This window comes from Roseobacter ponti, assembly GCF_012932215.1.
GTDB classification, from domain to species: domain Bacteria; phylum Pseudomonadota; class Alphaproteobacteria; order Rhodobacterales; family Rhodobacteraceae; genus Roseobacter; species Roseobacter ponti.
This window is the reverse complement of record NZ_CP048788.1, coordinates 3,063,555-3,084,256: the sequence shown is the minus strand read 5'-3', so window position 1 is coordinate 3,084,256 and position 20,702 is coordinate 3,063,555. Positions and strand designations below refer to the sequence as shown.

The following is a 20,702-nucleotide window of genomic DNA, read 5'->3' as shown; positions in this document are numbered from 1 at the left end:
CGGGCGATGCGTTTGGGAAAGCATAACCTTATCAATGAACTAAAGGTATTCCGGCGGTCTCATACACTTGCAGAGAGACGCGCAGTAAGAGCGCGATGCGCCTGCCGGCGAAGGTATGCGACCAGCACATACCGTCTATGGTTTGCGCTTTGGCGCCCGTGCTCACAAGTGGTGCAGTGCGGCGATGATGCCGCGTCACTTAACGGAGACTAAAATGAAACCGCAAATTGCCTTCACCTCGCCAACTCAGGCTGAGATCGACCGGGCCATTGCACGTGCGCACCAGATGCGCAGCGAGTATATCGCACAATCGATCAACGCGCTGATCGCAAGGATCAGCGGAGCAGTCGCGCGCGGTCAAAATCCGACCGGCGCAAGAGCGTGACACCAGACACTATGAAATCAGATGGCACCGTGCCGGGACAAACCGCGTCCGGGCACCGGGGCCTCTGATCTGAACCGAACAGTGCGGCAGCCGGCCGCACTCTGAAACGAAAGAGAAATGACATGACAGCTATCACACACACCAGACCGCATTTTCTGCACGGCACTTTCGCGGCTCTTGCGGGCGTAAGAGCCCGCTTTGCGGAAAACAGACGCAGAAATGCCGCGTACAACAAAACTTTCAACGAGTTGTCAGCGATGACCTCGCGTGACCTTGCCGACATCGGGCTGAACCGGTTCGACATTCCGCGGATCGCCGCAGAAGCGGCAGACATGAAATGACCTTCGGGTCGTCGTGCGACACAATATTGCCAAAGCTGGCCCGCGTTTTTCGCCAGCGTACAGCACCCCGTTACGCCGTGCGGATCTGTCCTTATGACACACATCTGCACGGCGTCCGGCTCTGCCGTTCTCCGGTGGCAGGGATCCTCTGAAGGCCTGGTTTGTTGAGGTCAGGAAACTGGTCCTGCCAAATCTCAGGCGCTGGCGTCTGTGCCATGATGATAAGGACAGCCATATTGTCCTTTCAGAGGCGAGTTCGAACTGGTCTGACACCACCGCAGAATGGCATCAAATCGTTGCAGCCTGAATTCGGATCGGTGCCGGTCTTACACCCTGCCTGATTACCGTGACAAAACCGCTCCTTGCCCTGAGCGGTAAGACATCGCCTGACCTGGCCACCTGCGGGGCTGGTCTCTTCTGAGTTATCGGGAGATGCGTTATGTCTCATCACACGCGGACGCCCGCTTAACGCCTACTCGGGCAACCCGGCGCGGCGCAGAAGATCAGTCAGATGGTCCAGCGATTCCGTCTTGCGATAGGGCGCGATGAAGCGGATGTTGCGCAGTCGCAATTCGGGCTGCAACAGCAGCGCTTCCTCGACTTCCCAGCGTGCATCCTCAACGCGTTCCAGTCCCATGTACGTCGCGGCAAGAAACAGGCGTTGTCGCAGTGCTTCGGGGTTTCGTTCGAGCGCCTGAAGGCCCAGTTCCAGACTTTTCTCATAGTTTTGCTGGCTGAACTGGATTTCAGACATGGCGTTCAGATACGGGAATGGTGCGCGAGGGTTTAGCCGTAAGGCATACTCGAAGGCTTCCCAGCCGGCCTGCGGGTCTCCCGCATAGTGGCTGTTCCATCCCAGAAGTCCGTAACCGTCGGCGTAATTCGGGTCGATCCGGATGGCGCGTTTGAATGCCACTTCCGCGTCGTCGTATTCCCTTCGAAACATGTGCACGAGGCCCAGCGAGGTATGAACCTGCGGAAGGTCCGGGTCGATCTCAACTGCCTCAAGAGCGATCCGGTAGCCCTGCTCCAGCACCTGCTCGTTATCCAGAAGCGCGACACCTGCACGGTTCGTGTATGTGGTGGCGAGCAAAGCCTTTGCCAGTGCGAAATCCGGATCGATGCGCAGGGCGCGCAGCAGAAAGGACTGCGCATTTCTGCGCGCGTCTTCGTTGAAACGCCAGATCTCCTCGTAGGCGCGCAGGTAAAGATCATAGGCTTCGAGACTGTCCGTATAGCGTTTCGACAACCGGCGCCGTTCTTTCTGCGACAACTCGACGTGGAGTGCGTCGATGATCTGGGCGGTCACATCGTCCTGCAGCGCGAAGAGGTCCTCAAACTCGCGGTCCAGTCGCGCACCCCAAAGCTGGATGCCGGTGTTGGCGTCGGTGAGGTTGGCGCTGATCCGTACGTTCTTACCTGACCGCTGGACGGACCCTGCCACGACGTAGCGCACCCCAAGTTCCGCCCCGACCGAGCGCGCGTCCATCGACTCGCCGCGGTCGCGAAACGAGAACGACGTATTGCGTGCGATCACCAGAAGACCGCTCACCTGGCTCAGGTCCGAGATCAGGCTGTCGGCCATGCCGTCGCTGAAATAGCTTTGCGCGGGGTCGCCCGAGAGGTTCTCGAAGGGCATGACGGCAAGAGAAGGTCGGCTTTCGGAGGCGAGCGACGGCACAGGCGACGCGGCAGGCGCGAGCAAATCTCGTACCTGCGGTACGAACCACCACGCCGAGCCGAGCAGCACGACCACTGCCACAAGCACGGCAGGCACCCGCCACCGCCACGACGATGCCGAGCGGGGGCGGGGCACAGCACCACCGCCATCGGCAACCCTGAAGACATGCACAGGCTCGGGGATATTCTTGACGCGCTGCGGTCCGAGGTCTTCAAAACCAACGCCTTCAAGGTCACGCAACTGTGCCCGTGCTGCCCCGGCAATAAGGATTGTGCCTGGCTCTGCCAGCGCTTCCAGTCGCGCCGCCACGTTCACGCCGTCGCCGTAAAGGTCGCCATCCTGCACAATCACTTCGCCCAGGTTCACACCAATGCGCACCTGCAGCGGTTCATCTCCCGGGCGCGCGGCATTGAACCCGGCAAGCCCGCGCTGGATCGCGCGTGCCGCCAGCACTGCCCCTGAGACGCTCGGGAACTCAACCAACGCTCCATCGCCCATGAGCTTGACCACACGTCCGCCATGGCCTGTGATGGCACCCTCAAAGACATCGACCCGCGCGGCGGTAATGTGGGCCAGGGTTCTGGCCTCGTTTGCCGCCATCTGGCGGCTGTACCCGACGATATCCATCATCAGGATTGCGGTCAGGCGTTTTTCCACCGACTCGGGCATCACTTCTCCCATGTACCTGAGAAAGACTAACCGCAGTTCCTGAGGCATCCAAGCGGCTGGGAAAATCCTGAAACTGTATCCGGGCTCTACAGGTTCTGCGCCTTACACTTCGGCTTGATGTTCCTGATGCTAAGGTCGCTACTGCGTTGTGATCTCAGGCGATAAGGGTGGTGTGTGTGTCAGCTGCAGTAAGGATCTGGCCTCGCCATTCAGCAATAAGTGCCGTCAGCTTATGCAGGAGCCGTTCTACCGATCCTGTTTCCCGACAATGCAGTTTGATCCCAATAAGAATGCCGGGTCGGAGTTTCATACGACACAACACGGGTTCCGGCTGGCTACATCCCGGGCGGCACGATCACCGGAAAAGGGGGAGAGATTGTCATTCCGGATGACGTGATGACGGCGCAGGACACCCACTCTCAGGCCGCCCGTGACAGCAGGTTTCAGATCTGTCAGGAAACCATAGCCAGGCGGCTGAACGATCCGAAAACAGGCGCAATTATTCTCATCGGACAGCATCTGCGTGGAGACGATCTCATCGGTCGCCTCAAACAGACGGGGACTGGGAGGTGCTGAATTTTCCTGCAATCGCGCTTCAGAATGAATTCATTGACTACAAACCAGGCGTCAATTTCGAGCGGTGCAAGGGCGAACCACCGGATCCTGACAGGCTCGGTCCTGAAGAGCTTGAGCAGATCCGCGCGGAGATATACTGCCAGAAGTATCTCCGTTTAGGACCAGTTTTTACCTGCTTTGATTACACAGACGGGCTGGATGGTTCCGTTAGTTCCATCAGTGCGGTTTTGGCCAGTCAGGTCTGAACTAACCTCTGACATGTTACATTGACAGTCAGCCTGCAGTCAGTACCATGAATATGATTCGCAGACAGTTCCGGTTCGCAACAGAATGGAGATTACTATCGGGCATTTCGGCATCTCTACGGCGCTGCTCACCCCGTTTCATCCGGACGGGCACATCAACCTGCGCCTTCTTTGCAGCCATGCAAATCATATGCTTCAAAGCGGAACCCAGGGCGTCACGCTGTTTGGCACCACCGGTGAGGGGGCCTCGATTGGCCTGACCGAACGGCAGAGTGCCATTTCGGCCATGATCGAAAGCGGAGTTGCGCCCGGCGCAATGACGCTGGGCCTCTGCGCGTCGGCAATTTCGGATGTAGTCGCGCAGGTTTGGCAGGGCTGTGAATTTGGTATTACGCGATTCCTGTTGTTGCCGCCGTTTTACTTCAAGAATGTTCATGACGAGGGGGTGTTTGAATGGCACGCCCAGCTTTTCGAAGCGGCGGATACCTCGGCACAGTTCATCCTTTACCACATCCCGCAAATTACACAGGTGCCCCTGTCTGTGGACCTGACCCTGCGTCTTTGCGATGCGTTTCCAAAGCGCGTGCTGGCGATCAAGGACAGTGCCGGACAGTGGGGTAACACGCGCGCCCTGCTTGAAAGCGGCAAGGTTCCGGTTCTGGTCGGCGACGAAAGGCTGCTGCACAAGGCCGCCGCGATGGGGGGCGCCGGGTCCATCTGCGGAATGGCGAACATTTATCCGGCAAGAATGCGAACCCTTTTTGAATCCCAGGCAGAAGACGTCGATCTGTCGTCTGAAGTTGATCTGATTGTGTCCCAACCGGTCATCCCGGCGTTGAAGCAGGCGATGGCAGCCAGAACCGGAAACCCGGATTGGGTCCATCTGCGCGCGCCACTACAACCATTGACCGCCGACGCCCGGGCAGTGATTGAGGCACGATTTTCAATCAGGGCAGACGTGACATGACGGTCCCGGTTTCCTTGCGCCTTCGGGACCATGCCTATTCCAATTTCACCGAAATGCTTCTGGCGCGCGATATTCAGCCCGGTCAGATCGTCTCGCAGCGTGAACTGGTCGAATTGACCGGAATGCCCCTGGGCGCCATTCGCGAGATGATCCCCCGGCTGGAAGCAGACGGGCTGATCAAGACCGTCCCGAAGCGGGGTCTGCAGGTCCTGTCCATCGACCTTGATCTTGTACGCAACGCCTTTCAGCTGCGCAGCATCATCGAAGGTGAGGCGATCCTGCAATTTTGCAGAACCGCGCCGCTGGATGTCATCGACCGGCTGACCCGGGAGCATCAGCAAATACGCGACACCGCCGCCACATCGGTTTCGCCGGATATTCTGCAAACCGCTCAGCAGATCGACTGGGCCTTCCACGACCAGATCATCGATGCGATGGGAAATGCGATCATTTCCGATATTCATCGGGTCAATGCCATCAAGATCCGGCTGATCCGCAACACTGACACCCGGATCCTGCCGGAATTACTGGTCCCGGTTTTCGACGAGCATCTGGCTATCCTTGCGGCGCTGAAAGACCGCGATGGCACTGGCGCGGTTCGCGCAATTCACGCACATATCGAAAGCGCAAAGAAACGGGCGCTGGGGATGTGACACACAATCCCGCCGGGTCGCATTCCGGCGGATACATATGCGGACATACACCGCAGTCTGAAAACGGAGGAACTTTCATGATCACGAAATTCACACGCCGCATGCTGTTGGCGATTAGTGCTGCCGTCATCGCAGCCCCGGTCCTCGCGGCCGACATGACCACGTTGCGTATGTCGACACCGGCCTCGGAAACCGATCAGCGTTCGGTTGCGCTGGCCGGGGTTTTCGCGCCTGCTGTGGCAGAATTTGCCACCTACGAGCCGCATTATAACGGCTCGCTGATCGCACAGGGTTCTGAACTGGAGGCGATTGCGTCCGGTGATCTTGAGATGTCGATCACCTCGGCACAGGAGCTCGCGCAGTTTTTCCCTGAGTTTTCGATATTCGCGACCGGTTACGTGCACCAGGACGCGGCGCATCAGGTCGCGGTTTTCAACGACGCGGTGATGGACCCGTTCAAGCAGAAGGTTGAAGACGAGCTTGGGGTAAAACTGCTTGCGGTGATGTATCTTGGCCAACGCCACGTAAATCTGCGCCAGTCCAAAGAAGAGCTGACGGTGATGGCACCTGCCGATCTGGCAGGCGTCAACCTGCGGATGCCCGGAACCGACGCCTGGCAGTTCCTTGGCAAGGCACTTGGCGCGAACCCGACACCGATGGCCTTTACAGAGGTCTACACGGCTCTTCAGACCGGCTCCGTTGACGGGCAGGACAACCCGCTGCCGACAGTGGTGGATGCCAAGTTCTACGAGGTAACAAAACAGATCGCGTTGACTTCGCACCTGGTTGATCTGAACTATGTCGCCTTTTCAAAAGCCGTTTGGGATGGTCTGAGTGCCGACCAGCAAGCCACAGTTCAGGCCGCAGCCGAGGCTGCTGCGGAAAGCGGTCGACAGGCGCAGCTTGCCAAGGAAGCGAGCCTTGTTTCGTTTCTGCAAGAACAGGGCCTGGACATTTACGAGCCCGACCTGAAGGCCTTCCGCGAGCATGTTCAGGGCCAGTATGCAGGCTCGGAGCTTGCGGCAAGCTGGCCTGAGGGTGCGTTGGAAAAGATCAACGCGCTCGGCAACTGAGCCAGTACAGGACCTGAGCGGGGAAGGGCGGGTCAACCCGCCCTTCCTTTGATTTGGATCAGCACCGAATGACCCGAACCAGGACGCATCAATGAGGAAATTACAGGCGGTCGTTGGTCACTTTGCCCGGGGTGTCGCCGCCGCGATCATGGCAGCGATGTTCGTGACATTCGTGTTGCAGATCGTCGTTCGGTACACCGCACGCCTGGAATGGCTGCCAGCAAAGTTTCCGATCCTTGACCCGTCTCTTTACGGATGGACGCTGGAACTTTGTCTGTTGCTGTGGGTGTGGCTTGTGTTCTGGGGCAATGCCTTTGTCGTCAGAGATCGCGATCATGTCACATTCGACATTCTCTACCACGCCGTGCGCCCGTCCGTACGCCGCTGGTTCATTATCATTTCCGGGATAGCCATCTGCGTTAGCCTCGTTCTGTCGATCGGGCCGACATGGGAAAAATTCCACATACTGCGGTTAAAAAAGACAGCGACCCTTTCGGCCATATTCGGCGATTGGATCCGGATGCGGGACGTCTATTCCATCTATATATTCTTCCTGATCGCCGTTGGCCTTCGATACGCTTGGGCAGTGTATCGCGCAGTTCGTTTCGGGGTGGAAGAACCCACTCATGACACCGCGAAAGACGCACCGCGATGAGTGTCGAGTTCATCGTCTGCATCGCCACTCTGTTCTTTCTGGCCGGGATTGGCGCACCGATCGCCTATGCGATCATCGTGGCCTCGATCGCCTATCTGTTCACCGCAGGGCAGGGCATCGGCATCCTTGGCAAAGTTCTGATGGATGGATTGTATCAAAGTTTCATCCTGCTTGCGGTGCCGCTGTTTATCGTTGCCGCTAATATCATGAACGCGGGCACGATCAGTGACCGGTTGCTGGCATTCTGTGTTGCCTTGGTAGGACGGTTTCGCGGCGGCCTTGGGCACGTCAACGTTGTGGCCTCGCTGATCTTTTCCGGCATGTCCGGCTCTGCCGTCGCTGATGCGGCGGGCATCGGCAAGATCATCATAGAGATGATGACAAAAAGCGGCCATTACACGCGCGGCTATTCTGCCGCGATCACCGCGGCCTCTGCCACAATCGGCCCGATCATACCCCCGTCCATACCGATGGTGCTTTATGCACTGGTCTCCAACACATCCATTGGCTACCTCTTTCTGGGTGGCATTATCCCGGGCCTGCTGATGGGCGCAGTCCTGATGTCGATGAACACTGTGCTGTCACACCGTCGCGGCTTCGCGTTGGAACAACCGGTTCCCTTGTCAGAACTGCCCCGCCGTACCGCGAATGCGTTTCCCGCCCTCCTCATGCCCGCGATACTGCTTTACGGCATTTACGGAGGCGTGACGACGCCGACCGAAGCGGCCGCCGTAGCGGCCTTTTACGCCCTCATGCTCGCTGCATTCTTCTACCGCGCCCTGAGCTTTCGCGCGCTTTACGGGATACTGGTGGAAAGCGCGCGCTCCTCGGCTGCTGTTGGTTTGGTGATCGGCGGCGCCCTGATCCTGAATTACGTTGTGGCATCCGAGAACATTCCCAGCCTGCTCGCAGAACGCCTTGTCGGGCTGGACATCCATCCGCTGATGTTTCTGCTTGGTGTCAACCTTTTGCTGCTGCTTCTGGGATGCGTTCTGGACGCCACGACCATTATTCTCGTGATTATTCCGCTTTTCCTGCCGACCTGTCGCGAACTGGGCATTGATCTTGTCCATTTCGGTGTCGTCGCCGTGGTGAATTGCATGATCGGTCTGATCACACCACCCTACGGAATTTTATTGTTTGTGTTGAATGCAGTCACACGCATTCCGCTGTCCGAAATCATCCGCGAAATCTGGCCGTTCCTGATTGCGCTGCTTGTCGCGCTTCTTGGACTGGTCCTGTGGCCGGGGCTGGTGCTATGGCTGCCACGGCAATTTGGATACGCGGGATAAATGCCCGGTTGTCTGATCCCGGCATCAGGTGATCTTCTCTGCAGGTTTTGCATCAACATGTCGGCGTTCGACCGGACAAAGCAAAAGACAGCTTTGCCAAATGCTGGGAAGGGACACGACCCCGTTTCTCCGACGACGGCAAATTGATGCAGATGTCTGGCGAAACCTGGCCGTGCTGGCAGGACCCGGACGGCTATGAGTGCATCGAGACAGGGTATCGACCCTGGGAAACCGGTGCAGTGCTGCTGGCCGCAGTGACCAAAGAGCACGCCAGTGTCTGATCGAGGGCTCGCTATTCAGACGCGGGACGGTGTCATGACCATAACACTGAACTGAACGGACAAGCCGAACGCCATCGACACGGCGATGATCTCGGAACTGTACGATATCGTGTCCCTCGTTGATAAGGACCGCACCATTTTCGCTGTTATCCTGACCGGCGCCGGACGTGTTTTTTCGGTCGGTGCTGATATCGCTGCATTTGCCGGTCGTGGCCCGGTTGACACCTGCCGCGACCGGGTGCGAGGCGGCCATGTCCCGATCGGGCGTCTGGCTGGCCTGCGGGTGCTCACCATCGGTGGGCTGGCAGTCTCGAGTTGTCCGCTCCGGGGTGGAATTTCCCTGTAAACAGGGAAAATACAGGGAAAGACCGCACATTTTGCCGGTATCTGGTTTTGGTGTTCATATTTTGCAAAACAAAACAGCGACTTGGTGCGATTCCCCTGAGCAATTTAACAGGGGAATCCCCTTCCGGCATCAGCGAATTATCCTGGATAAACAGGGACGTGTTGCTCGGACTGATCCACGCAGCATTATGTGTATCCTGTCCGAATTTCTAAAGCCGTCGTTTGAGCGTATCACAGCGAATGTCCGGTGCGAGCCCGAAGCGACTACAATGGGAAACTGAAAAGCGGTTCGCGGCTCTCACCATCTAAGAGTGCCGTGAGTTCATTTGTGAAGAAGAAATCCACAGAAGCGCCTGCCGTTTGGGGGTCAAAATTTGTTGTTATGTGGGCGAACTCGTCTCCCAAATCATACCCATATACTATGTTAAAAATGACATACTCTTCGCCGTCCTCAAGGACCGCGATGGTTGGCGTGCCATCCCTTTCAACCAGTTTGTTGATCAGAGCTGTATCACGCACTTCCTGAGTAGACATGAGCTGCCTCCGCACCAACTTCTTGCGGCAGGCTAAGGCGGGAGTTTTAAACAGTCAAATGACTGCTTCGTCCGCCTTGCGGTCGCCTGGTTTGGCCACCACTCCTCAATGACCAGCGCGAAATTACATCAAAAATGCCTTGCTATGCAGGAGCTATCCACACAGGGCATTTCCTGCGATCGTAGTCGGCCGGACAGCGATGCTGTTACCATCACAATCGCCCGACCTGCTACCGCGAAACTCGCGATTCCGGACTTTTCAGGGGAACGGGCAGAATATCGTAGACTGGTCGGTCCTGGGTAAAGCGGCACCTCTGAAACGGCCGGAATTTCCCGCAGAAAATTCCCTTTTATAAACTACATCAATTACTTAGAGGGTGGTGGCTGGGATGGTAGGATTCGAACCTACGGTACACTGTACCAAAAACAGTTGCCTTACCACTTGGCTACATCCCAACGTGAGCCGGTAATTAAGCCGAAGCGGCTCGACGTTCAAGACCCGATTTCCACTAATTCAGCCGCCACTGATGCTGTTGCCGGATCGGGGCCCGGGCGAGGACGGTCACGCGCTGCGCATTCAGATACAGCGGCGCATCAGAGGCGCGCGCCAAAGGCCAGGGCTCCAGAACAGCCAGGTTGCACCGGATGCGCGCCAGTCCGGAGGCACTACCACCTGCAGGCGAAGAGAATTTAAAACCTCAGTCAGTCGCGCAACTCGTCCGCGCCGACGCCCCAGAGTTTGTCTTTGGGTGCCCAGCCGCGATAGCCGCCCGAGCGCAGCTGGCACCATCCGGGTTCGCATTTACCGAGGCGTGCTATCACACCAAGCTCAAGCGCTGCTGCCACCGGCGCCTGATGGTCGGGCCGCTGATGCAGCGTCAGCATATCCTGCTCGACAATGACCGTTCTGACGCCGGACAGCAGTGAATAGTGCACCCAGCCGCCGACGCCGTCCCGGTCCTCGACGCGGCGCCAGTGGCCATGCTCTGCTGTGATGCGCAGTGGCATGTCACGGCGTTTGTACACCCAGTCGATCCGGTGCGTGAGCGACGGTCCGCGCCGCACATTGCCCTCTGACGCCTTCATCGACACGAAACGGGGCAGGGGCAGGTTTGTCACTTTTCCGGTCTGTGTCGCCGGCGAGGCGGCGGCAAACAGCCCGCACAGCAATACGGCCGCACACCCGCGGCGAAGCAATTGTTTCATGAAGTTGCCTGTATCGTGCATTTTGCTCTTGTCCGGGGCGCGGGGTTCTTGTGCCTCGTCACATCCTGGGCCACCATGTCATACAAAGCACAAAAGCGCCATGTCCCGGGAGTGTCAAAATGTCTGATCAGCGGTTGAGTGTTGTCGTTACGCGACGATTGCCCGAAGCGGTGGAAACCCGCCTGTCAGAGCTCTTTGATGCGAAGCTGCGGGAGAGCGATGCGCCCATGAGCCGGGATGAGCTGAGCGAGGCGATCCGGTCTGCCGACGTTCTGGTGCCAACGGTCAGCGATACGATTGACGCAGCCCTGCTCGGCCAGGCCGGCGACCGTCTGAAGCTGATCGCCAATTATGGCGCAGGGGTGGATCACATCGATGTTTCAACCGCCCGGCAGCGTGGCATCCTTGTGTCGAATACGCCGGGTGTGCTGACCGATGACACGGCTGATATGACCATGGCGCTGATGCTGGCCGTTCTGCGCCGCATCCCCGAGGGGCTGGCGGTGATGCAGGGCGATACCTGGGAAGGCTGGGCGCCGACGGCGTACCTCGGCGGGCGCGTGGGAGGGCGCCGGCTGGGCATACTGGGAATGGGGCGGATCGGTCAGGCGGTCGCGCGCAGGGCTGCGGCCTTCGGGATGCAGGTGCACTATCACAACCGCCGCCGCCTGCGGCCTGAGGTGGAAAAAGCGCTGGAGGCGACGTACTGGGAGAGCCTTGATCAGATGGTGGCGCGCATGGATGTCATCTCGGTCAACTGCCCCGCGACGCCCTCAACCTTTCACCTGATGAACGCGCGCCGGCTGAAACTGATGAAACCCGAAGCGGTCATCGTCAACACCTCTCGCGGCGAGGTCATCGACGAAAACGCCCTCACACGCATGCTGCGTTCAGGCGAGATCGCGGGCGCCGGCCTCGATGTTTATGAGCACGGCACTAAGGTCAATCCGCGCCTGCGTGAGCTTGGCAATGTCGTGCTGCTGCCGCACATGGGCTCTGCGACCCGCGAGGGGCGGATCGAGATGGGCGAGAAAGTTATCATCAATATCAAAACCTTCGACGACGGACACCGGCCACCGGATCAGGTCGTGCCTTCTATGCTGTGATCCGCTCCTCTGACCCCGAAAGGACAGTCATGCGTATTTTTCCGGTTACCGCCGCTTTACTGATTGCAACGCAGGTGCACGCCCAGCAGGCCGCCGACGCAGTGCAGCCCGAGCCCGCGACGCAAGGCGCCTTCGAGGCGCTCTCAGAGGAGATCGCCGCCGCCTTCAAGGCCAAAGCCACGCGCACGCCGGTGCAGGCCAGCGACTGGATGGTGGCCGCCGCCAACCCGCTTGCGGTGCAGGCCGGTGCGGATGTGCTGGCCGCCGGTGGCACGGCAGCGGATGCCCTTGTTGCGGTGCAGGCAATGCTGGGTCTGGTGGAGCCGCAGTCTTCAGGGCTGGGGGGCGGCGCCTTTCTGGTCTATTACGATGCGGGCTCCGGCGAACTGATGACGCTCGACGGGCGCGAAACCGCCCCGCTGGCGGCCACGCCGCGCCTCTTTCAGGATGAAAACGGCGAACCGCTGGGCTTTTTCGACGCGGTCGTCGGTGGTCTCTCTGTCGGCACACCCGGCACGCCCGCGCTCATGCAGGCCGCGCATGAGCGCTGGGGCCGCATGGACTGGGCCGGGCTGCTGCAGCCTGCGGCGAACCTCGCGGAGCAGGGCTTCGCGGTCTCGCCGCGCCTTGCCGGTCTTGTGGAAAGCGACGCCGAACGCCTCGCGCGCTTTCCCGCAACGGCGGCGTATTTCCTGCCGGGCGGAACACCGCTCGCAGTGGGTCAGACCCTGACCAATCCCGCCTATGCGCAAACACTCGGGGCCATGGCAACAGGCGGTGCCGCAGCCTTTTACACCGGTGAGATCGCCGCAGATATCGTCAGCACCGTGCGCAGCGCCAAAGGCAACCCCGGCGTGCTCTCCGAAACTGATCTCAGCATCTACGAGGTCAAAGAACGCGCTCCTGTCTGTGCCACCTACCGTGCGCATGACGTCTGCGGCATGGGGCCGCCATCCTCGGGCGGGCTGACAGTGGGCCAGATCCTCGGGATGCTGGAAGGCTTCGATCTCAGCGCCGGGCCGGGCGATGCGGAGGTGCGTCGGCTCATCGGCGACGCCTCGCGGCTGGCCTTCGCTGATCGTGGCCGCTACATGGCCGACAGCGATTTCGTGCCCGTGCCCGCCGCCGGGCTGATAGATCCGGCCTATCTGGCCGATCGCGCCGCCGCACTGAACGGCGAGAGCGCGCTGGAAGACGCAGCCCCGGGCACGCCGGCATTTGATCACGCTCTGCTCCAGGCCGATGATGTGTCCATCGAACTGCCCTCGACCTCGCATTTTGTGATCGTGGACGCCGAGGGCAGCGTTGCCTCCATGACCACCACCATCGAAAACGGGTTCGGAAGCCGGCTGATGGTGCGCGGCTTCCTCCTCAATAACGAGCTCACCGACTTTTCCTTCCGCTCACACAGCGAGGGTGTGCCGATCGCTAACCGCGTGGAGCCCGGCAAACGCCCGCGCTCGTCTATGGCGCCCACTATCGTGATGAAAGACGGCGCCCCGGTCCTGGCCATCGGCAGCCCCGGTGGCAGCCGCATTATCGGGTATGTGGCTGAAAGCATCATCGCGCATCTCGACTGGGGTATGAACGTGCAGGAGGCGGTCTCCGTCCCTCATGCCGTGAACCGCTTTGGCACATATGATCTCGAAGAGGGCAGTACGGCCACAGCGCTGGAGCAGGATCTGACGCAGATGGGATATGAGGTGAACATCCGCGCGCTGACATCCGGGCTGCATGCGATATCACTGGGCGAGACACTTCAGGGCGGTGCGGATCCGCGCCGCGAAGGGATTGCGCTGGGGCAGTGAGCCACAGCGCCGGGAGGAAAGAGACATGGTTCAGGTAACCACGCTGCCGCGCAATGAGACCGGCATCCGCACCGTGATCGACGTGCTGAAACAGCAGTTCGGCGAACGCCTGCAAACCGGCCGGGCCGTGCGCGAACAGCATGGCCACACCACCACCTGGATCGAAAACCAGGCCCCCGATGCGGTGGTCTTTCCGACCAGCACCCAGGAGGTCTCTGACCTGGTGAAGGTCTGCGCCACCCATGACGTGCCGGTGATCCCCTATGGCACCGGCACCTCGCTGGAGGGTCACGTGAACGCCCCCGCCGGTGGCATCAGCATCGATCTCAGCCAGATGAACCGCGTGATTGAAGTCAACCCGGGAGATCTCGACTGCCGCGTGCAACCGGGCGTGACGCGCGAGGACCTCAACACCCATCTGCGTGATCAGGGCCTCTTTTTCCCCATCGATCCCGGTGCCAATGCCTCGCTCGGGGGCATGGCTTCCACCCGCGCCTCCGGCACCAATGCGGTGCGCTACGGCACGATGAAAGACAACGTGCTGTCGCTTGAGGCTGTGATGGCCGACGGGCGCATCATCCGCACCGGCACCCGCGCGCGCAAATCCTCCGCCGGGTATGACCTGACCCGCCTGCTTGTGGGCAGTGAGGGCACGCTGGGTGTCATCACCGAAATCACCCTGCGCCTGCAGGGCATTCCCGAGGCCATGAGTGCCGCGCGTTGTTCCTTTCCGTCGGTGGATGAGGCCTGTCAGGCGGTTACCTCCGTCATTCAGTACGGCGTGCCCGTCGCCCGGATCGAGCTTCTCGACACCACGATGGTCAAAGCCATCAACGGCTATTCAAAACTCAATCTGCCGGAAACGCCGCTTCTGCTGCTGGAATTCCACGGCACGGAGAACAGCGTGACCGAGCAGGCGGAGATCTTCGGCGCACTGGCCGGCGAGGTCGGCGGCCACGGGTTCGAGGCCACCACGAGCACCGAAGAGCGCAACCGCCTGTGGAAAGCCCGCCACGATGCCTACTGGGCGATGCTGCAGTACCGCCCGGGCGCCAAAGGGGTGGCCACCGACGCCTGCGTACCGATCTCACGACTGGCGGAATGTGTCACCGCGGCCCAGCTCAAAGCCGATGAACTGGGCCTCATCGCCCCCATCGTGGGCCACGCCGGTGACGGCAATTTCCACGTCACACCGCTGGTTGATATGGACAATCCGCAGGAGGTGGAAAATGCTGACATCTTCGCATCCTGGCTCAGTGAGCTTGCGATCTCCGTGGGCGGCACCTGCACCGGTGAGCATGGCATCGGGCAGGGCAAACAGGCCTATCTGGAAAAAGAGCTGGGCGAGGCCACGGTGATCATGAGCGCCATCAAGGCTGCTCTGGATCCGGCCAACATCATGAACCCGGGCAAAATCTTCCCCGCACGCCCCTGAACACGGCTTTACCGCCGCTCAGACAGGCGCCATGTCGCTTTCCCGCTATGACCGGTCGGGCGCGTTTTGCGCCTTTTCGCGATCTGCGGCTAATGATCCTGCATTGATGCCAACGCGGGAGAGCATGTCATGAAAACGCAGGTCAAAGCACTGGTAGTCGGCGGGGGTGCCGTCGGCACATCGATTGCCTATCACCTCGCGCGCGCCGGCTGGGACGACGTGATGCTGCTCGAACGCGATGAGCTGACATCCGGGTCCACATGGCATGCAGCGGGGCTGCTGCCCTACTTCAACATGTCCTTCGCGACCACGCATATCCATGACTATTCCATCCGCTTTTACAAAACCCTCGAAGAAGAAACGGGCCTGAACGCGGGCTTTGCCGTGGTGGGCAACCTGCGCATGGCACAGACTGACGAGCGTATGGACGAATATATGCTCTATGCTTCGACGGCCGAGACCTGTGGCGTGCCCTATCAGTGGATGACACCCGATGAGATCAAAGAAAAATGGCCGCTGATCAACACATCCGACCTTAAAGGCGCGCTTTATCACCACACCGACGGCTATATTAACCCCGCCGATGTCACCATGGCGATGGCCAAAGGTGCCCGCCAGCGCGGCGTGATGATCGAACGCAAATGGCAGGCGGATGCCTTTCACTGGACGGGCACGCACTGGGAGGTGACTGCCACGAAAATGGTCGAGAAGGGCGGCAACCTTGTGCCCTCCGACGAGCAGATCGTGATCACCGCCGAGCATGTCGTCACCGCGTCGGGTAACCATGCGCAGCGCACGGCAAAGATGCTGGGCATAAAGATGCCTGCGATCCCGGTCGAGCATCAGTTCATCGTCATGGATCAGGACCCCGATCTGGTGAAATTCCGCGCCGAAGGACATGTGGAACATCCGGTGATCCGGGATGCCGACGCACAATCATACGTGCGCGAAGAGCGCGGCGGCTGGATCCTCGGCGTGTACGAGCCCAAAGCGCCCGCGCGCTTTGAATACGGTGTGCCCGACAGTTTCCGCGCTGATCTCTTCCAGCTCGATCTGGAGCGCATCGAAGAGCAGTATCTGGCGATGATCCACCGCATTCCCTCCTGTGAGGAAAGCGGTCTGAAGGATGATTTCAACGGCCCGATCTGCTATACCCCGGATGGCAACCCGCTGGTGGGTCCGGCACCTGGCCTGCGCAACATGTGGCTCGCTGAAGGGTTCTCTTTCGGAATCACAGCGGCCGGCGGCACCGGCTATTATCTCGCACAGCTGATGGTGGAGGGTGAGGCCGGGATCGACATGGCGAGCCTTGATCCCAAACGCTACGGCGACTGGATGACGACTGAATATGCCGCGCGCAAGAACGAGGAAGCCTACGAACACGTCTATATCCTGCACCACCCGGACGAAGAACGCCCCGCCTGCCGCCCGCTGCGCACCGCCCCCGCCTATGACCGTCAGAAAGCGCGCGGCGCCCAGTTCGGTCATGTGAACGGCTGGGAGCGGCCCAACTATTTCGGTCCGGTGGACGCACCCGACAGTTTTGATCACGACGCGCGCAGCTTCCGGCGCGGCGGCTGGTGGCAGCACGCGGTGGAGGAGGCGAAAGCCATCCGCGAGGGCGTGGGCCTTATCGATGCCACCGCCTTTACCAAGCATCTGGTGCGCGGCCCGGGTGCGACCGAATTTCTCAACTGGTTTACCTGCAACAAACTGCCGTCGGTCGGGCGCATCAACCTGACCTATGCGCTGACGGGCCACGGCACGACGCGCACCGAATACACGATCGTGCGGCTCGCGGAGCATGAATATTACCTCGTGAGTGCCGGTGCCTGGACGGCCTATGACGCCGATTACCTGCGCAAGGCGATCGGGGATAAAGCCCCGGACTTCGGCTATATCGAATGCCATGATGTGACCACGCAATGGGGCGTTTTCGCCATCGCAGGGCCGAAATCCCGCGATGTGCTGAATGACATCATCAAAGATGCCGACCCGGCCACGGTGCTCTCAAACAAGCGCTTCCCCTGGCTCACCATGCGCAACATCGAGCTGGGCATGTGCCCGGTGCGCGCGATCCGCGTGGCCTATACCGGCGAGCTTGGCTGGGAGCTGCATCACCCCATCGAGATGCAGAACTACCTCTTTGACCAGCTCGAAAAAGCGGGCGCGCCGCAGGGTATGAAACTCGTGGGCGCGCGGGCACAGAACTGGCTCAGACAGGAGAAATCCTACCGCGCTTTCGGCAATGAGCTTGGCCGCGACGCCACCCCGCTGGAGGCCGATCTGCCGCGCTTTGTGGATCTCAGCAAAGACTTCCACGGCAGGGCAAAGCTTGAGGAAACCGGGGTGCGCTCAAAATGCGTTACCCTGCTGATCGACGGGCCGGAAGATGCCGATCCCTGGGGCCGCGAGGCGCTCTATCATGGCGAGACCCGCGTGGGACGTCTGACTTCGGGCGGCTATTCCGTGGCCTTCGGAAAATCCATCGGGATGGGCTATGTGACGCCTGATCTGGCGGTCGCGGGCACAAAACTGCAGGTCAAAATGCTGGACCGTCTCTGGAACGCCGAGGTTACCGAAGACAGCCCCTATGACCCGAAAAACGCCCGCATCCGCATCGACGGCTGACCCGGTCAACTGCGTAAGCAGCTGACCCGGTCAACTGCTTTGGCAGCTGACCCGCCGCCTGGCGCAGGACACCTCCCGGCACGCCGCCCTGCCGGGCTCATCCGCGCGTCGCAACGAAAGCCAGGTTGTTGGCCGGCATCTCGTGACAGGTCACGCCTGCTGCTCCCGCAGCCCGCAGCCATGCGGTGATCTCACCGTCATCCTTATACCCGATCGCAGGGTCAGCGGCGCGCAGATCGGCGTCGAACCGCGCGTCACCCGCGCTGGTCAGCACCCCGTCCCGGCGAAAGGGACCATAGCAGATGAACCGCCCGCCGGGGGCCAGCGCCGCCATTGCCTCCGCCACGACAATCTGCGCTGCGGGGCCCGAAATCAGATGCAAAAGATTGACCAGCACAATCAGCGCCTGGCCTGCATGATCCGCTGACCAGCCCGCCCGCGTCGCATCGAGATTTATCGCAGGCAGGACCGTACCGGCCGCGCAGTCCTGCGCCCGGGCGTCAATGCTGGCACGGCGCGCGGGATCAATGTCCGACGGCTGCCAGATCAGACCGGGCAGGGCGTCGGCAAACACCGCCACATGCTGTCCGGTGCCACTGGCGATCTCCAGCGCATGGCCTGTCCGTGGGGCCTCGGCCTGCAGAAAAGCGCTCAGCACACCGGCATTCCGTGCCGCGGCAGGCGCGTGCATCTTTGCCCCGTCACCACCGCTGGCCACGCTCGCATTTGGCGGAAGCTTCCCGGTCATCTGAGCCGCCCGGGCGTCAGCGCATCCACAACACCCGCGTCCAGGCCGCTGGCCCGCCCCGCCACAAGATCGGCCAGCAGCTGCGACGCCGCAGGTGCTGTCTGAAACCCGTAGCCGCCCTGTCCCGCGCACCACACAAAGGCCGGCTGATCCGGATCCCGGCCCAGAACCAGTGTCCGGTCGGGTGCAAAACTGCGCAGCCCGGCCCAGCTCGACAGCATTCGTGTGACCGGCGCTGTCACCATTTCCTCATAGCGCGCGATGCCCTCGGCCAGCGTCAGATCCTCCGCCCAGGCATCCTGTGGCGCGACCGGCTCCTCATCGGCGGGAGAGACCAGCAGCGCGCCCGCATCAGGCTTCGCGTACCAGCTCTCACCGACCCCGAAAAACATGGGCCAGCTCCGTGGATCATGCCCGTCAGGTGCCGGAACGCGCGCCATCGACCGGCGGTAAGGCACGATCCCGCAGGGCGCGACCCCGGCCATGACAGCCACTTCATCGGCCCAGGCGCCTGCCGCGTTCACGAGCAGCGCTGCGCTGAACTCCCCGACGGGCGTGCTGACCTGCCACTGACCGCCGTCAAAGCGGATGTCGTTCACCCGCGCGCCGGTCATGATCGAGCCGCCGCCTTCTCGCAAAGAGCGGGCGAACCCCTGCAACAGCCGGTCGGTATCGATGTCATGAGCGGCGTCGTGATACCCGGCAAAAGCCACGGTCTGCGGATCCAGCACCGGCACCATGGCGCGGGCCTCATCCACGCCGATCTGCCCGAGACCAAGAGAGGTCAGGTCACTCTGAAAGGCCTCTTTCTCATCTTCCCGGGCGAGGATCATCAGCCCGCGCGGGCTCAGACAGCCGCCGAAACTGTCGCGCAGAAAGTCAAAACCCGCGCGGTTCAGCGCGCGCACGCTTTCAGCACCATAATTGAGCTCAATAAGAGCCGCCGACCGGCCCGAGGCGTGATATCCCGTCGCGGCTTCAGCCTCCAGCACCGTCACCTGCGCGTCCTCTGACAACCGTGCAGCCGCCGAAAGACCGGCGATCCCGCCGCCGATCACCAGGATGTCGGTCATTCCTGTTCTTCGAGCCGGTCAGTGGCCGGGGGTGGTGTCGGCGACAGCGCCGAAAGCCGCGCGTAAAGAGCGTCATCCATCTCAAAGGCCATCGCATCGAGCGAGGGGGCCAGCTGCTCTGCACTGCGCGCCGAAATGATCGGTGTGGGGCCCATGGGATGACGCGCGGCCCAGGCCACGGCGAGTGTCGCCGCCCGGGTGCCGGTCTCCTCTGCGATGGCACTCAGACCCTTTGCCGCCTCATGCATCCAGTCCGGGCCATAGCGCGCGGCATAGCGGTCGTCCTCAGTGAGCCGGCCGGCGTCACCGGTGACGTATTTCCCGGTCAGAAGCCCGCCGCCCAGCGGTGAATAGGGTGCACAGGCCACGCCCATATCCGCGCACATCGGCAGGATTTCCACCTCGGCCTGACGCTTCACGAGGTTGTACATCGGTTGCAGGATATCCACCGTGATGCCGAATTTATCCGCAATGGAAATCGCTTTCACCACCTGCCATGCGGCGTAATTCGACACTCCGATATAACGGATTTTGCCGGCCTCTTTCAGTTCCGCCAGCGCCTCCATCGTTTCATGCAGATCGGTGTCCGGATCAAACCGGTGCATATAAAGCAGATCGACCATATCCATGCCCAGCCGCCTGCGCGAGACATCGAAACTCGTGAGGATATTGTCGCGGGTCCCGCCCCCGGTATAGGCCGCTTTGGTCGCGATGATCAGACTGTCGCGCCGGTCGCCGGGCATGCTGCCCAGCAGCGTCTCCGAGGCGCCGTCGTTATAGACATAGGCCGTGTCGAAATGGTTCACGCCGGCCGCGACGGCCGCCTCGAACATGGCGCGCGACGCAGTCTCATCCGCGCGTCCGCCGAACTGCATGGTGCCAAAGGCGAGGCTGCTTGCGGGGGTGCCATCGGGGCTGGTCAGAACGTTTGTCATGCTCAAAGCCTGGCATGCGCCGCAGGGGCATGCAATGCTCAATCACGCGCCGGACGGGCGTGCG

At 60.8% G+C, this 20,702-nt stretch carries 20 protein-coding genes and 1 tRNA gene; 14 read left to right on the top strand and 7 right to left on the bottom strand.

Annotated features, from left to right (window positions below; all coding sequences use genetic code 11):
* Positions 1–214 precede the first annotated feature (214 nt).
* Positions 215–385, top strand: a complete 171-nt coding sequence (locus tag G3256_RS14700; protein WP_169641545.1) for an RSP_7527 family protein — start codon at positions 215–217, stop codon at positions 383–385.
* Between the two features lie 122 nt (positions 386–507).
* Positions 508–726, top strand: a complete 219-nt coding sequence (locus G3256_RS14695; RefSeq protein ID WP_169641544.1) for a DUF1127 domain-containing protein — start codon at positions 508–510, stop codon at positions 724–726.
* A gap of 472 nt (positions 727–1,198) precedes the next feature.
* Here G3256_RS14695 and G3256_RS14690 read toward each other — a convergent pair whose 3' ends face one another.
* The gene (locus G3256_RS14690; protein ID WP_169641543.1) at positions 1,199–3,076 is read right to left on the bottom strand and encodes an adenylate/guanylate cyclase domain-containing protein; all 1,878 of its coding nucleotides are present in this window, start codon (positions 3,074–3,076) and stop codon (positions 1,199–1,201) included.
* Between the two features lie 569 nt (positions 3,077–3,645).
* On the opposite strand from G3256_RS14690, the gene G3256_RS19160 reads away from it, so the two are divergent.
* From G3256_RS19160 to G3256_RS14660, 8 genes are all read left to right on the top strand, one after another.
* A complete protein-coding gene (locus G3256_RS19160) occupies positions 3,646–3,897 on the top strand; it encodes a hypothetical protein (RefSeq protein WP_206040745.1) in 252 nt (83 codons plus the stop codon).
* Positions 3,898–3,982: 85 nt separating this feature from the next.
* Positions 3,983–4,864, top strand: a complete 882-nt coding sequence (locus G3256_RS14685) for a dihydrodipicolinate synthase family protein (RefSeq protein ID WP_169641542.1) — start codon at positions 3,983–3,985, stop codon at positions 4,862–4,864.
* Positions 4,861–5,517, top strand: coding sequence for a GntR family transcriptional regulator (locus G3256_RS14680; protein ID WP_169641541.1), 657 nt, complete (start codon positions 4,861–4,863; stop codon positions 5,515–5,517). The genes G3256_RS14685 and G3256_RS14680 overlap by 4 nt, the downstream gene beginning before the upstream one ends.
* Before the next feature lie 77 nt (positions 5,518–5,594).
* Complete coding sequence (gene dctP, locus G3256_RS14675) at positions 5,595–6,590, top strand: TRAP transporter substrate-binding protein DctP (protein WP_169641540.1); 996 nt, start codon at positions 5,595–5,597, stop codon at positions 6,588–6,590.
* A gap of 91 nt (positions 6,591–6,681) precedes the next feature.
* Positions 6,682–7,245, top strand: a complete 564-nt coding sequence (locus tag G3256_RS14670; protein WP_169641539.1) for a TRAP transporter small permease — start codon at positions 6,682–6,684, stop codon at positions 7,243–7,245.
* Positions 7,242–8,537: a TRAP transporter large permease gene (locus G3256_RS14665; RefSeq protein ID WP_169641538.1), complete on the top strand. Its 1,296-nt coding sequence runs from the start codon at positions 7,242–7,244 to the stop codon at positions 8,535–8,537. Before G3256_RS14670 ends, G3256_RS14665 begins: the two co-directional genes overlap by 4 nt.
* Before the next feature lie 152 nt (positions 8,538–8,689).
* Positions 8,690–8,818 carry a hypothetical protein gene (locus G3256_RS19335; protein WP_281359589.1) on the top strand — a complete coding sequence of 43 codons (129 nt, stop codon included), beginning with the start codon at positions 8,690–8,692 and terminating at the stop codon, positions 8,816–8,818.
* A gap of 73 nt (positions 8,819–8,891) precedes the next feature.
* Complete coding sequence (locus tag G3256_RS14660) at positions 8,892–9,164, top strand: enoyl-CoA hydratase/isomerase family protein (protein ID WP_281359606.1); 273 nt, start codon at positions 8,892–8,894, stop codon at positions 9,162–9,164.
* Between the two features lie 263 nt (positions 9,165–9,427).
* Here the strand turns inward: G3256_RS14660 and G3256_RS14655 are convergent, their stop codons facing one another.
* From G3256_RS14655 to G3256_RS14645, 3 genes are all read right to left on the bottom strand, one after another.
* A complete protein-coding gene (locus tag G3256_RS14655; RefSeq protein WP_169641536.1) occupies positions 9,428–9,697 on the bottom strand; it encodes a hypothetical protein in 270 nt (89 codons plus the stop codon).
* Between the two features lie 380 nt (positions 9,698–10,077).
* A tRNA-Gln gene (locus G3256_RS14650) sits at positions 10,078–10,152 on the bottom strand.
* Positions 10,153–10,398: 246 nt separating this feature from the next.
* A complete protein-coding gene (locus G3256_RS14645; RefSeq protein ID WP_169641535.1) occupies positions 10,399–10,902 on the bottom strand; it encodes an SH3 domain-containing protein in 504 nt (167 codons plus the stop codon).
* A gap of 119 nt (positions 10,903–11,021) precedes the next feature.
* Between G3256_RS14645 and G3256_RS14640 the strand changes: the two genes are divergently transcribed.
* The 4 genes from G3256_RS14640 (at position 11,022) to G3256_RS14625 (ending at position 17,882) form a co-directional block, all read left to right on the top strand.
* Entirely contained in the window at positions 11,022–12,008 is a 987-nt protein-coding gene (locus tag G3256_RS14640; RefSeq protein ID WP_169641534.1) for a 2-hydroxyacid dehydrogenase, read from the top strand.
* Positions 12,009–12,037: 29 nt separating this feature from the next.
* Positions 12,038–13,816, top strand: coding sequence for a gamma-glutamyltransferase (gene ggt / locus G3256_RS14635; RefSeq protein WP_169641533.1), 1,779 nt, complete (start codon positions 12,038–12,040; stop codon positions 13,814–13,816).
* Positions 13,817–13,841: 25 nt separating this feature from the next.
* Positions 13,842–15,251, top strand: a complete 1,410-nt coding sequence (locus G3256_RS14630) for an FAD-binding oxidoreductase (RefSeq protein WP_169641532.1) — start codon at positions 13,842–13,844, stop codon at positions 15,249–15,251.
* A gap of 129 nt (positions 15,252–15,380) precedes the next feature.
* Positions 15,381–17,882 carry a GcvT family protein gene (locus tag G3256_RS14625; protein ID WP_169641531.1) on the top strand — a complete coding sequence of 834 codons (2,502 nt, stop codon included), beginning with the start codon at positions 15,381–15,383 and terminating at the stop codon, positions 17,880–17,882.
* 97 nt (positions 17,883–17,979) lie between these two features.
* Here the strand turns inward: G3256_RS14625 and G3256_RS14620 are convergent, their stop codons facing one another.
* From G3256_RS14620 to G3256_RS14610, 3 genes are read right to left on the bottom strand one after another with little or no spacing between them, the layout of a single operon-like run.
* The gene (locus G3256_RS14620) at positions 17,980–18,630 is read right to left on the bottom strand and encodes a DUF938 domain-containing protein (RefSeq protein WP_169641530.1); all 651 of its coding nucleotides are present in this window, start codon (positions 18,628–18,630) and stop codon (positions 17,980–17,982) included.
* The gene (locus G3256_RS14615) at positions 18,627–19,703 is read right to left on the bottom strand and encodes an NAD(P)/FAD-dependent oxidoreductase (RefSeq protein WP_169641529.1); all 1,077 of its coding nucleotides are present in this window, start codon (positions 19,701–19,703) and stop codon (positions 18,627–18,629) included. Before G3256_RS14615 ends, G3256_RS14620 begins: the two co-directional genes overlap by 4 nt.
* On the bottom strand, positions 19,700–20,638 hold the full coding sequence (locus G3256_RS14610; RefSeq protein ID WP_169641528.1) for an aldo/keto reductase: 939 nt from the start codon (positions 20,636–20,638) through the stop codon (positions 19,700–19,702). The genes G3256_RS14615 and G3256_RS14610 overlap by 4 nt, the downstream gene beginning before the upstream one ends.
* Positions 20,639–20,702 lie beyond the last annotated feature (64 nt).